This window comes from Kitasatospora sp. NPDC087314 (assembly GCF_044744365.1).
Classification (GTDB): domain Bacteria; phylum Actinomycetota; class Actinomycetes; order Streptomycetales; family Streptomycetaceae; genus Kitasatospora.
Window position 1 is genome coordinate 141,736 of the sequence record NZ_JBIUYE010000010.1, and the last position, 14,247, is coordinate 155,982.

The 14,247-nt window shown below is 71.2% G+C and carries 13 protein-coding genes and 4 pseudogenes; 8 read left to right on the forward strand and 9 right to left on the reverse strand.

What is annotated here, in order from left to right:
* Positions 1-142 precede the first annotated feature (142 nt).
* The 3 genes and pseudogenes from ACIO5E_RS22560 to ACIO5E_RS22570 form a co-directional block, all read right to left on the reverse strand.
* Positions 143-376 (reverse strand): annotated as a pseudogene (locus ACIO5E_RS22560) (ricin-type beta-trefoil lectin domain protein); the annotation flags it as partial.
* Positions 377-394: 18 nt separating this feature from the next.
* Entirely contained in the window at positions 395-565 is a 171-nt protein-coding gene (locus tag ACIO5E_RS22565) for a hypothetical protein (protein ID WP_400670587.1), read from the reverse strand.
* 8 nt (positions 566-573) lie between these two features.
* Positions 574-810, reverse strand: a complete 237-nt coding sequence (locus ACIO5E_RS22570) for a hypothetical protein (RefSeq protein ID WP_400670590.1) — start codon at positions 808-810, stop codon at positions 574-576.
* Positions 811-1,304: 494 nt separating this feature from the next.
* Here ACIO5E_RS22570 and ACIO5E_RS22575 point away from each other — a divergent pair.
* Positions 1,305-1,549: pseudogene (locus ACIO5E_RS22575) on the forward strand (IS5/IS1182 family transposase); the annotation flags it as partial.
* Between the two features lie 69 nt (positions 1,550-1,618).
* Here ACIO5E_RS22575 and ACIO5E_RS22580 read toward each other — a convergent pair.
* Entirely contained in the window at positions 1,619-1,819 is a 201-nt protein-coding gene (locus ACIO5E_RS22580; protein ID WP_400670592.1) for a hypothetical protein, read from the reverse strand.
* Positions 1,820-2,141: 322 nt separating this feature from the next.
* Between ACIO5E_RS22580 and ACIO5E_RS22585 the strand changes: the two genes are divergently transcribed.
* The 3 genes and pseudogenes from ACIO5E_RS22585 to ACIO5E_RS22595 all read left to right on the forward strand — a co-directional run.
* Entirely contained in the window at positions 2,142-4,940 is a 2,799-nt protein-coding gene (locus ACIO5E_RS22585; RefSeq protein WP_400670594.1) for a SpoIIE family protein phosphatase, read from the forward strand.
* 148 nt (positions 4,941-5,088) lie between these two features.
* Positions 5,089-5,300: pseudogene (locus ACIO5E_RS22590) on the forward strand (PAS domain-containing protein); the annotation flags it as partial.
* A gap of 171 nt (positions 5,301-5,471) precedes the next feature.
* A pseudogene (locus ACIO5E_RS22595) lies at positions 5,472-5,747 on the forward strand (GH25 family lysozyme); the annotation flags it as partial.
* A gap of 119 nt (positions 5,748-5,866) precedes the next feature.
* Here ACIO5E_RS22595 and ACIO5E_RS22600 read toward each other — a convergent pair.
* The 3 genes from ACIO5E_RS22600 to ACIO5E_RS22610 form a co-directional block, all read right to left on the reverse strand.
* Positions 5,867-7,702 (reverse strand): M1 family aminopeptidase, encoded by a 1,836-nt coding sequence (locus tag ACIO5E_RS22600; protein ID WP_400670596.1) that lies wholly within the window; start codon positions 7,700-7,702, stop codon positions 5,867-5,869.
* 239 nt (positions 7,703-7,941) lie between these two features.
* Positions 7,942-8,307: a hypothetical protein gene (locus ACIO5E_RS22605; RefSeq protein ID WP_400670598.1), complete on the reverse strand. Its 366-nt coding sequence runs from the start codon at positions 8,305-8,307 to the stop codon at positions 7,942-7,944.
* A gap of 74 nt (positions 8,308-8,381) precedes the next feature.
* Entirely contained in the window at positions 8,382-8,621 is a 240-nt protein-coding gene (locus tag ACIO5E_RS22610; RefSeq protein ID WP_400670600.1) for a hypothetical protein, read from the reverse strand.
* Positions 8,622-8,669: 48 nt separating this feature from the next.
* Between ACIO5E_RS22610 and ACIO5E_RS22615 the strand changes: the two genes are divergently transcribed.
* A complete protein-coding gene (locus ACIO5E_RS22615) occupies positions 8,670-9,563 on the forward strand; it encodes a M14 family zinc carboxypeptidase (RefSeq protein ID WP_400670602.1) in 894 nt (297 codons plus the stop codon).
* Here the strand turns inward: ACIO5E_RS22615 and ACIO5E_RS22620 are convergent.
* Positions 9,538-10,167 carry a TetR/AcrR family transcriptional regulator gene (locus tag ACIO5E_RS22620; protein WP_400670605.1) on the reverse strand — a complete coding sequence of 210 codons (630 nt, stop codon included), beginning with the start codon at positions 10,165-10,167 and terminating at the stop codon, positions 9,538-9,540. The genes ACIO5E_RS22615 and ACIO5E_RS22620 overlap by 26 nt on opposite strands.
* A 156-nt stretch (positions 10,168-10,323) precedes the next feature.
* On the opposite strand from ACIO5E_RS22620, the gene ACIO5E_RS22625 reads away from it, so the two are divergent.
* Genes ACIO5E_RS22625 through ACIO5E_RS22635 form a run of 3 tightly spaced genes read left to right on the forward strand, consistent with a single transcriptional unit; the run spans position 10,324 to position 12,877 of the window.
* Entirely contained in the window at positions 10,324-11,082 is a 759-nt protein-coding gene (locus tag ACIO5E_RS22625; RefSeq protein WP_400670608.1) for an SDR family oxidoreductase, read from the forward strand.
* 41 nt (positions 11,083-11,123) lie between these two features.
* Complete coding sequence (locus ACIO5E_RS22630; protein ID WP_400670611.1) at positions 11,124-11,909, forward strand: SDR family oxidoreductase; 786 nt, start codon at positions 11,124-11,126, stop codon at positions 11,907-11,909.
* Positions 11,906-12,877: an NADPH:quinone oxidoreductase family protein gene (locus ACIO5E_RS22635; RefSeq protein WP_400670613.1), complete on the forward strand. Its 972-nt coding sequence runs from the start codon at positions 11,906-11,908 to the stop codon at positions 12,875-12,877. The genes ACIO5E_RS22630 and ACIO5E_RS22635 overlap by 4 nt, the downstream gene beginning before the upstream one ends.
* On the opposite strand, the gene ACIO5E_RS22640 is transcribed toward ACIO5E_RS22635, so the two are convergent.
* The gene (locus ACIO5E_RS22640; RefSeq protein WP_400670616.1) at positions 12,878-14,062 is read right to left on the reverse strand and encodes an MFS transporter; all 1,185 of its coding nucleotides are present in this window, start codon (positions 14,060-14,062) and stop codon (positions 12,878-12,880) included.
* Between the last annotated feature and the right edge of the window lie 185 nt (positions 14,063-14,247).

The following is a 14,247-nucleotide window of genomic DNA, read 5'->3' on the forward strand; positions in this document are numbered from 1 at the left end:
GTGGGGGTGGGCCCGGGGCGAAGCTCCCACGGAGCGGCGCACAGTCGGTCACCGCACGGTCGGAGCCGTCCACTGCCGACCGGTAGCTCCCCGGCAGTCCCGGGCCTCCTACCCGAGTCCCCTGCCGCACCGGCGTGCCGTGGCAGGTGCGGAGCTGGACCGCAGTGGCGCAGGCATGTGAACTATCGCTTACGTCAAGGGACTTGCTGAGGGAGCGCCTCGTCCGGCCACCTGACACGGTCCAACTCTGCGCAGCGGTCCCGTTGCAGTCGTACAGCCGGACCAGCGTTCCGTCGGCACTGACACTGCCGGGCACGTCCGGATAGCGAGCGCCGACCGCTCCGGCGATCGGGCCGGCCGGGGTCCGGGTAGGCACAGTCGGTGCGAGAGGCGCTCACAGCCGGGTGGCGGTGGGGAGTTGGGTGGCGTAGCGACGCCGCGATGCGCCCGGTCCGGCCTGCATCGCGCAGGCCCAGGGGCACCGCATCAGGGTGATGTCGGCCCACTCGGCCTGCCGCCCGGCGTAGCTCCGGCACTCCGCGTGCGCGTTGTCACCCGACTCCATCGGGAACTTCAGGCCGCCGACGGCGCGGAACCCGGCCGGCTCCGACCAGGGGTGTCGGCGAGCTGCCGAACCCCTCCCCGACTGCGGGCGCCCAGGCGGTGAAGTAGGCCGCCGCCCACGAAGGCGCGCAGGTCGTCGGTGGCGGTGTCGGTGGTGCTCAGCACCCACCCGTCCGGGCCGGTGTCGGTGGCCGCAGCCGGATCGGTCGAGGCGGGCACCGCCGCCAGCGCGGTGTCGAGTCGCACATTCACGAGCCTTCGAACCCGGACGCCAGCTCGGTCCGGGTGTTCACAGTCTTCCACGGGGACCCTTCCTCGGGCGGACGCATGGGGGTGCGGGCTCCGCCCCGGTTGTAACGGGTGTCAGAACTGTTGCTGGTGCCCCGGACTCGCTGCCTGGCGGGACGCGGCGGGCAACGGGGCACGCAGGCGTCTCCCGCGTGGAGGAAGCGGAAGCATCGCCTTGAGGCGCACGGCACACCCGGTGAACGGACGGGGGAGCCCTGCATGGTGGAGCAACCATGGGTGGACCACGGCAACCTGGTAACGCACCTTAACTATTTCCTGGCGGCAGCACAACGGGCAATTGGCCGGTGCGTGCCGCCTCGAGACGAGGGCGGCACGCACCGGGGTACTTCAGAGCTCATCGCGCCCCGACTCATTGGCATCACATGCATGATCACAACGAGCCTGTGAGCACGGTGTCGTCCGAGTTGACCCCGCCGCTGATCAACATCGACCGCAAGCGCGGCATCCTCGCCGCCACCGCCACCGCCACGAGCCCGTCCGAGAACGCCCTGGGAATCCGCCTCCTAAACCGGGCCGAGAGGACGTACCCGACGGCATCTCCAAGAGCCGGGTCGACACCGGCTTCAAGAACGCCGTGATCGAGCACGGAGCCGGCCTTGGAATCGACGTCGAAGTCGTCGCGGGGAAATCCGGCGCCTGCGGGTTCCATGCCGTAAAGAGGTACTTTGTAGCCGAATGAAGCCTTGGGTGGCTCATGTTTCGCCGCCGCGATAGGCGCAGAGCGTGCTGCGTCGGCAGTGGCGGGTCAGATGCGGGTGTCCTCCACCACGGGGCGGGGGTCGGTGAAGGTCAGCGAGATCAGAGCCGTACCGGCCTTACGCACCCGGCCTGAACCCGGCAAGAGGGTGTCTGGGCTCTGGTCGAACGGGGAATCGGCAACATCGCGGCCGCCGGCGTCGGCCACCTGGCCAGGGCCGTCCGGACCCGCCTCAGGAAGATCCAGCACCGCCCACACGTGATCGACGGCTGCCTCATCCAGGCCGGCCTAAATCTGAATGACCGCCCCCAGCCGACACCGACATCACGCATTCAACTTCAGTAGGTGGTCGAGTGGATCATTCACCGTCCAACAGCAACTCACCGGCGCCATCGCCCTGCGCCATGGCCCGACTACCCTTAGCCAGCCTGCTCACGAATAAGAGCTCTCGCAGACAGCTCGACTTTGTAGCGGGTCGTGATCTTGGCGTGCCGCAGAAGCGGAGCATATGCTGGTTGAAGCTGGCCGAGGGATCTCGGGGTGCGACCTCGGGGCGGGAAGGCAGGCGCAGGTGACAGTCGAGTGGGACGATATTCGAGCGCTGAATGTCGCGCATGAACGATTCCTGGGCGGCCTCCCGGTAGCCGACGGATGCCGCGGGTCGGTGCTGCGGTCGTGGCGGCGTTGCTATTCCCAGGGGGTCAGGGCCGACCGAATTCAGGTCCTCTACCACCAGGATCTGGATTTCAGGGGTCTGCTTGGCCAGCTGGCCCAGCCGGTCCTGGATGATCTCGAGGCGAAGATTGCCGGCATCAAGGTGTCCGCCCTCTTGTGCGATGAGCAGGTTCGCGTGCTGGCGCGGCGCGTAGGCGAACCGTCACTCAACGCCTATTGCGACTCTATCCAGCTTGCGCCCGGCTTCGGCTTCCCGGAGCCGATCGTCGGCACCAACGGGATGGGCACCGCGCTTGCGAGCAGGCGCCGGGAGTTTATCTGCGGCCGTGAGCACTTCGCCGACTTCATGCGGTCGTTTGCCTGTGCTGCCGCGCCTATCCGCGACCCGCTCGGCGGTAGGATTCTCGGCGCACTGGACCTGACCTGCGAACACGATGACGCTCACATCAACATGATGAATCTGGTCGACGAGACGGCAAAGATGATCGAACGGCGACTGCTCAGCCAGATTCGAGGCCGTGACCGTGCCTTGCTGTACGCATTTCACCGGGCACGCCGCCGGGCGGGCGTCTCCGCAGCGAGCTGGTCCGACCGGCCGGTCTCTGCCTGGTTGCTTCCCGAAGACCGGTTGGAGTCCAGTGATCGTATAGTCCTACTAGAAACCGCAGCGGAGATGATCTCCGCGGGACGTACTTGCCTGACCGTTGTACAGCTTCGCCACGGTCGCGTTGCCACCTTGCTCTGCCGCGCGGTGGACAACGCCGCCGGCCCATCCGCGTTCGCGGTTGAGGCCGTGCTGCCTGACGGTGCACTACGGTGTCTGGACTCTACGGCGATGAGAGCCACCGAGACGATCATTGGGCAGGACAACGGTTCCGGACCGGACCAGGAGCCCGCCGTGCTGCCGCCGTCTTCGGCAGCCACCCTCAGGACGTCGCCATCGCCGCCGTCTCCGTCCTCGCCGTGGCTGGTTGCGATTGGGGAGCCGGGCGTGGGACGGCTGGCATTGCGGTCTCGGCAGCGTCTGTCTTTGCTGAGTGAGGCCGGGCGCCTCGGCTCCAGCCTCGACGTGACGCGCACGGCTAAGGACCTGACCGAGGTCGCGGTCCCGAAACTCGCCGACTTCGCCGCCGTGGACATCCCAGACGCCGTGCTGAGCGGAGAGGAGCCACCAGGTCTCGGAGAGCCGGTCCGCCGCGTCGCGCTCAGCGGAATTCGGCCCTCCTCGCACCTGTACGAGGTGGGTGATCTGATTCGGTATGCCCAGTCCACCCCGCAGGCGATCAGCCTGGCCTCGGAGGAGTCGGTCCTTGAGCCGGAACTGAACACGGCGCCCGGGTGGATCGCGCAGGATCCGGACCGCACTGAGCGGATTCGTGAGGAAGGCATTCACTCGCTCATTGCGGTGCCGCTGCGCGCCCGTGGCGTTGTCCTGGGCGTCGTGGTCCTCTACCGGTCCGAGCAAACAGGTCCTTTCGAAGAGGACGATCTGTTGCTCGCCGAGGAACTCGTCAGTCGCGCGGCCGTGAGTATCGACAACGCCCGACGCTACACCCGCGAGTACGCCACCGCCCTGGCCTTGCAGACGAGCCTGCTACCTCATGACCTGCCCGATCAGGACGCCGTCGAGGCCGCACATCGCTATGTGCCTGCCCGCGGCGGCGCCGGCGGCGATTGGTTCGACGTGATCCCGCTCTCGGGCGCCCGGGTGGCGCTCGTCGTGGGAGATGTGGTCGGTCGCGGAGTACAGGCTTCCGCCACGATGGGGCGGCTTTGCACAGCGGTACGAAACTTCTCCGACCTTGACCTGCCAGTCGAGGAGGTCCTGGCTCATCTCGATGATCTCGTTGAACGCCTCGAGCGTGAACAGCAGGCGCGTACACCGACCGGGAATATGATAGCTGGCGCCACCTGTCTGTACGCCGTATATGATCCGGTTTCGCGGTGTCTTACCCTCGCCAGCGCAGGCCACCCACCGCCCGCACTGATACGGCCGGACGGCCATGTTGACTTCCCGGATGTACCGACTGGGCCGCCGCTCGGCCTGGGCTGGCAACCATTCGAGACCCTCGAGATTGAACTCGACGAGGGTAGTGAACTGGTGCTTTTTACGAACGGCCTACTCCGCGACGGTTCGCAGGACCCCGATATCGTACTCGCCGAGGTGCGTGACGCACTCACCCGCCCTGCAGGCACCCCAGAGGAGATGTGCCGCACCCTGCTCGAAGCTCTGCTCCCGGCCAAACCGCGGGACGATGTCGCATTGCTTGTTGCTCGCACCCGCTCGCTCGACGGCGGACAGGTGGCGCAGTGGGACCTGCCCGCCGACCCTGCAGCCGTCTCCGGCCTCCGCTCGGCGGTCGCACGACAGCTGGCCGACTGGGGATTGGAGGAGCTGACATTCTCCACCGAACTGATCATCAGTGAGCTGGCCACCAATGCCATTCGCTACGGCGGGCCGCCCATACAAGTGCGACTGCTTCGCAGCCTCGCGCTGATCTGCGAGGTCACCGACGGCAGCAGCACCTCACCGAGACTGCGCCGTGCCACCAGTACCGATGAAGGCGGACGCGGATTGTTCCTGGTCGCCCAGCTCGCTCATCGCTGGGGCACACGCTACATCCGCGAAGGCAAGGTCATCTGGGCGGAGCAGCCCTTCCCGGACACCGAACACGCCGATCAATCCGCTCAGTAGATCATCTTGCGACCAATCAAAGTGATCGAGGGTGTCCCGTTGCGGCACCGCCGGCCTGTGGTGGTGCGTGCCGAGCTCGGGCTGGCCGACGGCCGCACGCGGGGCGGACGATGGAGGAACCAGTCGCCGGCGTCGAGAGGAATGTGGGGTGGCTCGCAGCGCAGCCGAACGGGACCGGCCGGGGCCGGCGGATGCGGCGATGGCCGCCGGTGGGCTGCTGGACGTGCTGGGGTGGCCGCCGTCGCCCTGGACGAGCAGGGACGGATCGTGCTGTGGAGCCCGCAGGCCGAGGAGCTGTTCGGCTTCAGCGACCGGGAGGCGTTGGGCCGGCCCGCCGCGCAGCTGCTGGTGGAGGAGGAGGAGCGGCCCCACCTGACGCCACCAAGGCACTCCCGTTGCGGGGGCTTCATTCCGTATCCCCGCAGGTCAGAGCATCATGTTGGATCGTCGCCTGGCTGGATGGTGCTCGCATGACAGCGCCACCGACCGCCGAACGTTCCCGACTTCCCGCGACGCTTCGGGGTCTGTAGGATCCGCTCCTTCAGCGACACCGTCCACACCCGCACCGGCCGCTACCCGACCATCTACACCACCGTCAGCTGGTGGTCCCAGTGCACCGGGAACGACGGCGGCTTCGGCGCCACCAGCCCGCTCTGGCTAGCCCGTTACGGCTCCACCGTCGACACCCTCCCGAACGGCTGGGGCTACCAGACCATCTGGCAGTACTCCGACTCCGGCACCTTCCCCGGCGACCAGGACCTGTTCAACGGCGCCGCCGACCGCCTGCGCGCACTCGCCCTCGGCTGACGGCCCACGGGTCGGTGCGGGGCCGCCGCAGCGTGCCCCGCACCGACCGACCCCGCGCGGAGTAGAGGGCGCCGACCCCGGTCCGTGGGCCGGGGTCGGCGCGTGACGTGCGGCTGCGCTCAGCCGTCGATGCGGTGCTGGCTCCAGAAGGAGGTCAGGTCGACGGTGGTGGCGGCCTGCGCGGCGGCCTTGAACTCGGCGGTGGTGGAGACGCCGTACCAGTGGGACTGCGCGTAGTCCCGCAGCAGCTTGGCCATGGCGGTGTCGCCGAGCACGCGGCGCAGGTCGTGCAGGGTGCACTTGCCGTAGCCGTACACCACCGTGGAGTAGCGCGAGGAATTGGCGTCCCAGTACGCCATCGAATTGGTGATCCGCTCGGCGGACGAGGCCCAGGACACGCTGTTCCAGCAGCCGGCACCGGTCTTGCCGAGGGCGAGGTCGGTGGCGTAGTCGGTGAAGGCCTCGTCCAGCCAGGGGCCGTTGTACTCGTCGTCGCCCACGATGCCGTAGAACCACTGGTGGCCGATCTCGTGGGTGAGCGCCGTGGTGCTGACCAGGTCGAGGACGAAGCCGGGGTACTCCATGCCGCCGAACCAGAAGTTGTTGTCGATCACCGCGTCCAACTCCCCGTACGGGTAGGCCCCGAAGCGCTGGGCGTGCGCGTCGACGGCCGAGACGGCGGTGGAGAGCATCGACTGGGCGTCGGAGGCGCTGATCCCCGCCACCGAGTAGACGTTGACCTTCACCCCGGCCGGCGAGGTACCGGATATCCGCGTGAACGGCCCGGCACCCCAGGCGAAGTCGCGCACCTTGCTCGCGGTCGCCCTGGTGACGGTCCGTCCGGCGCTGCCGGGGGTGTCCACCGAGGTGCCGGTGGCGGGCACCAGCAGGCTCGACGGGTGGTCCAGCGTGACGGTGAAGTCCGAGGCCAGCGAGTAGAAGGACTCACCGTTGTTGGTGTACGGGTCGAGGTGCCAGCCGGCCGCGTCCCGGACCGCCAGCACCGGCAGGGCGTTGCCGATGAAGGCGAACGCCCCGTCGCGGCCGAACCGGTCCGCGCCGCTCGGCACGGTGATGCCGAGGTCGAAGCCGACCGTACCGCTCTGCCCCTGAGCGAGCGGCGCCGGCAGCGCGATCCGCAGCGCGGTGCAGTTCACCGAGAGCGCGGACGGCGTCCCGCCCGTCACCTTGGTCACGGCGATCGGGGTGGCGGGGCAGCTGCCGTGGTAGTTGTCCCACAGCCGCAGGTACACCTCGTTCAGCGGGGCGGCCGAGGCGTTGGTGAAGGTCACGCTCTCGTGGCCGGTCCAACTGCCGCCGGAGGCGTCACTGCTGAGGTCGACGGTGTAGGCGGGTGCGGCCGGGGTCCGGGTGGGATCGCCGGGCTGCGGCGGGGTGGTGCCGCCGGAGACGTCCAGGGTGACGTCGTCCAGGACGAAACTGGTCTGCAGGCTGGAGTCCTCCGCCCCGGTGAAGGAGAGCGTCACGGTCTGCCCCGCGAAGGCGGAGACGTCGACGGTCTTGTGCACGTAACCGGCCTGGGCGTCCAGGTTCGAGTACGTGGCCACCGTGGTGGAGCCGAGTCCGACGGTCAGTTTGTCGTAGGCGGTGCTGGTGCTGGTCTCCGCCGTGTCGACGTGCAGCCAGAAGCCCAGCGAGGCGGTGCCGCACCCGGCGGGGAGGGTGACGGACTGGGCGAGCGTCTCGGTGTGCGTGGAGCCGTAGCCGTCGAGCCAGGCGAAGGAGGCGCCGGAGTGCGCGCTCTGACCGCCACCGCCGGTGATCGCGCCGCTCGGCGCGGTCCAGGGCGAAGTGCCGGACTCGAAGCCGCCGTTGGCCACGACCTGGGCCGCCGTGCAGTCCGCGGCGCTCGCCACATTGGGGGTGGCGAGCGCCGCGGTGCCGGCCATGACGAACAGTGCCGCGCCGGCCAGCGCGTGCAGGAGTCTTTTCATCGAAACCTCTCGGACGATCGAACCGGGAGCAGCAGCGTGACAGCAAAGCCCCTTCTTTGAAAGGGCCATGACAGATGCTGTGCCCTCGATCGATCCCGCAGCCCGGCACCAGGCGCCCCCTCGCACCACCGGGCCACCGGAGAGGAAGGAGAGGAACGGAGGATCGGGCGACCCGAACCGCCGCCCCGCCCGCGAGGGCGGCCCCGCGCGGTGAGCCGACGCCAGGGGGCCGGTGCCGGTCAACGCGGGTCGGCGAGCTCCGGTGCGAAGACCGTGTTCAGGGGCTCGGGGCCGATGTACTGCTGGCAGTTGCACGGGCGCGGCTCGTACTGGAGCGGGCGGCGCTCGGCGTCCCAGGCGGTGGGAGCCTCGACCACCTCGTGGCAGCGGCCCTGCCTGTCGTGCTTGGCCAGGTGGTGGGTGCAGCCGCAGACCGGCTCCGGCGGGCGCCGGGCCGCCTCCACGGCCAGCCGGCGGCGCTCGGCCGCGTCGAGCAGCTCGATCCTGCGCTCGTGCCGGACCTTCAGCGCCCGACGGGCATTGTTGGCGACCCAACCGCCGCCGTACAGGACTGCGGGCAGCATCCACCAGGCAATGTCGACCATCGACCGTTCCCCCGGTTCCCCCGTTGTGCCCTCGGCCGGATGATACGCCCGGCCTCGGCACGCGCGGTCTCGGGTCAGCGGATGACCGGCAGCACCGCCTCGGTGCCGCGACCCGCCGCCGCCTCGATGAAGGCCACCGGATCGGCCACCTCGACCAGCAGGGCGCCGTCGGCCGGAGGCGGGCCACCGACCGCCGCGATCAGGTCGAGCAGGGCGAGGTCCCACGACGCGGCGTCCAGGGTCGCGCCGCGCTCCGCCCAGGAGGCCCAGGCCTCGGCCAACAGGGTTGGAACGGAGTCGTTCTGACTGATCATCGATCCTCCTCGGAACGGCGGCTCATAGGGCTGCCACGCTACCCGTCGGTGGTCGAGGACCGGCGGCCCCCCGCCCGACGTCCCCGAGCGCCCGCCCACGAGGGCCGCACCGCGCACGCCCTGCAGATCGGCGTCCTCGTCGAGACCCCCAAGGCCTGCGTGATGATGATCGGCGGCGTGCACGCCCGCGAGTGGGGCAGCTGCGAGATCCTCGTCCATCTCGCCGCCGACCTGCTGGAGGCCCACCAGAACGGCACCGGCCTCGGCTACGGCGGCACCACGTTCACCGCCGACCAGGTCAGCGGTCTGCTCCAGCGGCTGGACCTGGTGTTCTTCCCGCTGGTCAACACGGACGGCCGGCTGCACAGCCAGACCGTCGACCCGATGTGGCGCAAGAACCGCGACCCGGCCAACTCCGGTGGAAGTGCCGACCCGAACTGCGGCGGCGTCGACCTCAACCGCAACTACGACTTCCTCTTCGACTTCGCCACCGCCTTCGCCCCGACCGCCGCCCCGCAGGTCTCGGCCAGCCCGTGCGACCGGTACGTCTACGCGGGCCCGAGCGACTTCTCGGAGCCGGAGACCCGCAACGTCCGCTGGCTGCTCGACCAGTACCCGCGAACCGGCTGGTTCGTCGACGTGCACAGCTATTCCGAGGACATGCTCTACAACTGGGGCGACGACGACAACCAGTCGATCGACCCGACGATGAACTTCCGCAACGCCCAGTACGACGGCAAGCGCGGCCTGTCGGGCGACGTCGCGTACGCCGAGTACATCCCCAAGACCGACGCCGACAACACCGTGCTGCTCGCCGAGCGGTTCTGCCAGGGCGTCGGCGGCGTGCGCGGACGCCCCTACAAGCCGCTGACCGGGTTCCACCTCTACCCCCGGGCTGTGCCTCGGACCCGGGCTATCAGACCCGGGCGCCGAGCATTCTGAGCACCAACTCGCCGTAGCGGCGCCCGAGTTCATCGGGCGTCTCGGTGGACCGGCCGGTGTACCAGCGGGAGACGTCGATGCCCAGCGAGGTGACCGCACGGGCCGCCGTCCGGACCTCGGACACCTGGAAGGCGCCGTCCGCCACCCCCGCCTCGATCAGCGCGCTGACCTCGCGCTCGATGTCCAGCCGCAGCGCCGCGACCACCGCGTAGGCGTCCTCGGGCAGCGCGTGCAGCTCGTAGTTGACCACCCGGCCGACCGTACGGGCCCGGGCGTGCCAGGCGGTGAACTCCTCGACCAGCCGACGCATCCGCTCCGCCGGGTCGCCCTCGCCGGCCGCCGCCACCCGGACCAGCTCCAGCGTGGCCGCGTGCCCGGCCTGGCTGATCTCGGCCAGCAGCGCGGCCTTGGACTGGTAGTGGATGTACAGCGCGGCCGGGCTCATCCCGGCGGCGGTGGCGATGTCCCGGGTGGTGGTGGCGTGGAAGCCGCGCTCCGCGAACGACTCGACGGCCGCCTGGAGCAGCCGGTACGCCGCCTCGGGGCGGGTGTCGGCACCGTCGGGCAGGGTGCGCCAGAGGTCGGCGATGGGCGTGCTGGTCATGGCGCCATCCTCCCAGAGAACTCGTACACGCATTCCCGCCGACCGGTCGGCGGACTGTTGACAGGCTCCCGCACCGACACCATGCTGAGCAAGCGCTTAGTCAGCCGGTGAACCGGCATCCCCGTCGAACGTTCCGCGCGAAAGGCAGGACCCTCCGTGGCGTACTCCTTCAAGGGCCGGGTGGCCGTCGTCACCGGATCGAGCCGGGGCATCGGCCTCGGCATCGCGCGCGAGCTGGTCGCCCGCGGCGCCAAGGTCTGTCTGACCGCCCGCACCCCCGAGCCGCTCGCCGAGGCCGTGCGCGACCTGGGCGGGCCGGACAACGCCATCGCCGTCGCCGGCAAGAGCGACGACCCGGCCCACCAGGAGGAGGCGGTCGCCCGCACCCTGGAGGTCTTCGGCCGGCTCGACCACCTGGTCAACAACACCGGCATCAACCCGGTGTACGGCCCGGTCCTCGACACCGACGAGGCCGCCGCCGCCAAGATCCTCGCCGTCAACGTCCTGGCCCCGCTGGCCTGGACCCGCCGCGCGCACGCCGCCTGGATGGGCGAGCACGGCGGCTCGGTGGTCAACGTGGCCTCCGTCGCGGGCATCCGCTCCTCGCTCGGGATAGGCATGTACGGGGTCAGCAAGGCGGCGCTGATCCGGCTCACCACCGAGCTCGGCGCCGAGCTGGGCGCCCAGGGCATCCGGGTCAACGCCGTCGCCCCCGCCGTGGTCAAGACCAGGTTCGCCGAGGCCCTGTACGAGGGCCGGGAGGAGCAGGTCGCCGCCGCCTACCCGCTCGGCCGGCTCGGCGTGCCCGAGGACGTCGCGGGCGCGGTCGCCTTCCTGCTCTCCGCGGACGCCGCCTGGATCACCGGCCAGACCCTGGTCGTGGACGGCGGAGTCACCCTCGGCGGCGGCCTGTGAGCGGCGTGCCGGAGGTCGGCGCACCGGAAACAAGCGCGCCGGTGACCGAGGACCTCACCGGCCAGGGCGTGGTGGTGACCGGCGGCGGGCGCGGCATCGGCGCCGCCCTGGCCCGGGCGTTCGCCGCGGCCGGCGCCCGGGTCGTGGTCAACGACCTGGACGCCGACGCCGCCCACGCCGTGGCCGAGGACTGCGGCGGCACCGCCGCCCCCGGGGACGCCGCCTCCGCCGAGGGCCTGGCCGCCCTGGTCGGGCAGGCCCGGGCCGCGCTCGGCGAGATCGACGTGTGGTGCGCCAACGCGGGCGTCGCCCCGATCGGCGGGGCCGACGCGCCCGCCGCCGCCTGGGCGGGCGCCTGGGAGGTCAACGTCCTCGCCCACGTCCGGGCCGCCGAGCTGCTCCTCCCCCGCTGGCTGGAGCGCGGCGGCGGCCGCTTCCTCGCCACCGTCTCCGCGGCCGGGCTGCTCACCATGCTCGGCTCGGCCCCGTACGCGGTCAGCAAGCACGGCGCGCTCGCCTTCGCCGAGTGGCTGTCCGCGACCTACCGCCACCGCGGCCTCCGGGTGCACGCGCTCTGCCCGCAGGGCGTGCGCACCGACATGCTCGCCGCGACCGGCGCGGTCGGCGAGGCGCTGCTCGCGCCCACCGCGCTGGACGCCGAGGACGTCGCCGCGGCGGCGCTGGCCGGGCTGCGCGACGGCCGCTTCCTGATCCTGCCGCACCCCGAGGTCGCCGAGTACTACCGGGTCCGGGCCACCGAACCGGACCGCTGGCTCGCCGGGGTGAACCGGCTCCAGCAGGGGCTGGAGAGGAGCGGGGCGCTGTGAGGGCCTGGCAGGTGGACGCGCTCGGCGAGCCGGTCGAGGTGATGCGGCCGGCCGAGGACGTGCCCCGGCCGGTGCCCGGGCCGGGGCAGCTGCTGGTCCGGGTGCGGGCCGCGGCGGTCAACTTCCCGGACGCGCTGATGGTGCGCGGCCAGTACCAGGTCCGCCCGCCGCTGCCGTTCACGCCCGGCGTGGAGCTGTGCGGCGAGGTGGCGGACGGCGCCCGGCGGGGCGAGCGGCTGATCGGCAACCCGGTGCTGCCGCACGGCGCCTTCGCCGAGTACGCGCTGCTGGACGCGGCGGCCGCCTTCCCGGCGCCCGAGGCGCTGGACGACGCCGAGGCGGCCGCGCTGCACATCGGCTACCAGACGGCCTGGTTCGCCCTGCACCGCCGGGCCCGGCTGCGGGCCGGCGAGACGCTGCTGGTGCACGCGGCGGCGGGTGGGGTCGGGAGCGCGGCGGTCCAGCTGGGCCGGGCCGCCGGGGCCGGGGTGGTCGCCGTGGTCGGCGGTCCGGCCAAGGCTGCGACGGCCCGGGCGCTGGGCGCCGACCTGGTGGTGGACCGGACGGCCGGGGACTTCGTCGCCGCCGTCAAGGAGTTCACCGGCGGGCGCGGCGCGGACGTGGTCTTCGACCCGGTCGGCGGGGACGCCTACACCGGCTCCACCAGGTGCGTGGCCTTCGAGGGCCGGATCGTGGTGGTCGGCTTCGCCGCCGGGCGGATCCCGGCGCCGGCCCTCAACCACGCCCTGGTGAAGAACTACGCCATCCTCGGCCTGCACTGGGGCCTCTACAACACCCACGACCCGCAGGCCGTCCGCGCCGCCCACGACGAGCTGACCAGGCTCGCCGACCAGGGCGTGGTCCGCCCGCTGGTGAGCGCCCGGGTGCCGCTGGCCGGGGCCGCCGAGGCGGTCCAGCTGGTCGCCGACGGGCGCAGCACCGGCCGGATCGCCGTCCTCGGGGAGTAGCTACCTCGCGTACTCCATCTCCGGGAAGCGCGGCGAGGGCCCGTCCAGCAGGTGATCGTCGTGTCCGCGCAGCCAGCGGTCGAAGAAGGACGCGACGTACGACCGGGTGGCCAGCACCGCCCGGTCGGGGCGGCCGTCGCCCACGTCCTCGCCCAGCTGCTCGGGGGTGATCGCACCCTGCCGGGCGAGCTGCGGCAGCAGGGACTGCGCGTCGGTGTAGGAGCCGTGCCGGGAGTCGTTCAGCGTGACGTCGGCGTGCCAGCCGGTGCTGTGCTGCCAGAGGGCGTCCCAGCCGGGCTGGTGGTGGTAGTCCCCGGAGTCCTCGTTGCGGGTGCCCATCAGCAGGAACGGGCGGTCCAGCCCGTCCTGGGCGACGGTCGGCAGGACCACCCCGGTGTGGCCGTCCGGCCCGGGGAAGTGCAGCTGGCCGTCCAGGTTGACGGCGGCCGCGATCCGCGGGTCGTCGTGCATGGCCTGCACCGCGGTGAAGCCGCCCGCCGAGTGGCCGGCCATGCCGATCCGGTCGAGGTCGAGCGAGGCGGCGAGGCCGGCCGGCAGCCGCGGGTCGTGGCGCAGCCCGCCGAGTTCGTCCAGCACGAAGCGGGTGTCGTCCACCCTGGTCCGCAGTGAGGTGCGCAGCACGTCGGTGACGTCGAGGTCGGCCTGGCCGAGCAGGTCGGGGAAGACGGAGGTGGCGAGGTCCCCGTTCGGGAACGCGACCTCGGAGGCCTCGTAGGTGTGGTCGATGGTGACGACCACGTAGCCGCGCGAGGCGAAGAAGAACCCGAGCGGTGCGCCCGCGATGAGCGTGCCGAGATCGTCAAGTGGCAGCAGCAGATAGGGAATGAGGGTCACGAGACAGCACAGGGCGAAGAGGACGACGTTCCGGCGGCGGCCGATCCGGTCGGAGAGCCACCCGGATGCGAGGTAGCCGAGGAACGAGGCGGCGATGAAGACCGCGAGGTGCCCGCTGCTGCTCATCACCGACAGGTGCCGGGTGGTGTGGAGGTAGGTGGGCAGGAAGGTGGTGAGGGCGTAGTAGCCGCCGTGGCTGCCGAGTCCCAGCAGGGCGCCGAAAACGGTGACCCTCAGCAGGCCGGGGCGGAAGATCTCCGTCGGCGACGCCGTTTCCCGCCGCCGCTGGTCGGCCGTGGGGTCGGCGATCCCACGGCGGAGGACGAGCACCAGCAGGGCGGGCAGCCCGCCATGAACGCGGCAGGACGTTCGCCGCGTGCCTTTCCCGGCCGGCGGCGCACGTCGACCCGTCGGTCCTGCGCGCCGCCGTCACCACGAACCCGGCCCGGCTGCTGAACTGGTCACCCCGGCGGCGAGCGGCATCCGGACCGCAGGCGTCGGCGTAGGGGCAGTCG

Coding starts and splice junctions, on each gene's coding strand:
- ACIO5E_RS22600 (WP_400670596.1), bottom strand. CDS start 7,702: ATGAAAAGACTCCTGCACGCGCTGGCCGGCGCGGCACTGTTCGTCATG.
- ACIO5E_RS22610 (WP_400670600.1), bottom strand. CDS start 8,621: ATGATCAGTCAGAACGACTCCGTTCCAACCCTGTTGGCCGAGGCCTGG.
- ACIO5E_RS22605 (WP_400670598.1), bottom strand. CDS start 8,307: ATGGTCGACATTGCCTGGTGGATGCTGCCCGCAGTCCTGTACGGCGGC.
- ACIO5E_RS22620 (WP_400670605.1), bottom strand. CDS start 10,167: ATGACCAGCACGCCCATCGCCGACCTCTGGCGCACCCTGCCCGACGGT.
- ACIO5E_RS22565 (WP_400670587.1), bottom strand. CDS start 565: ATGGAGTCGGGTGACAACGCGCACGCGGAGTGCCGGAGCTACGCCGGG.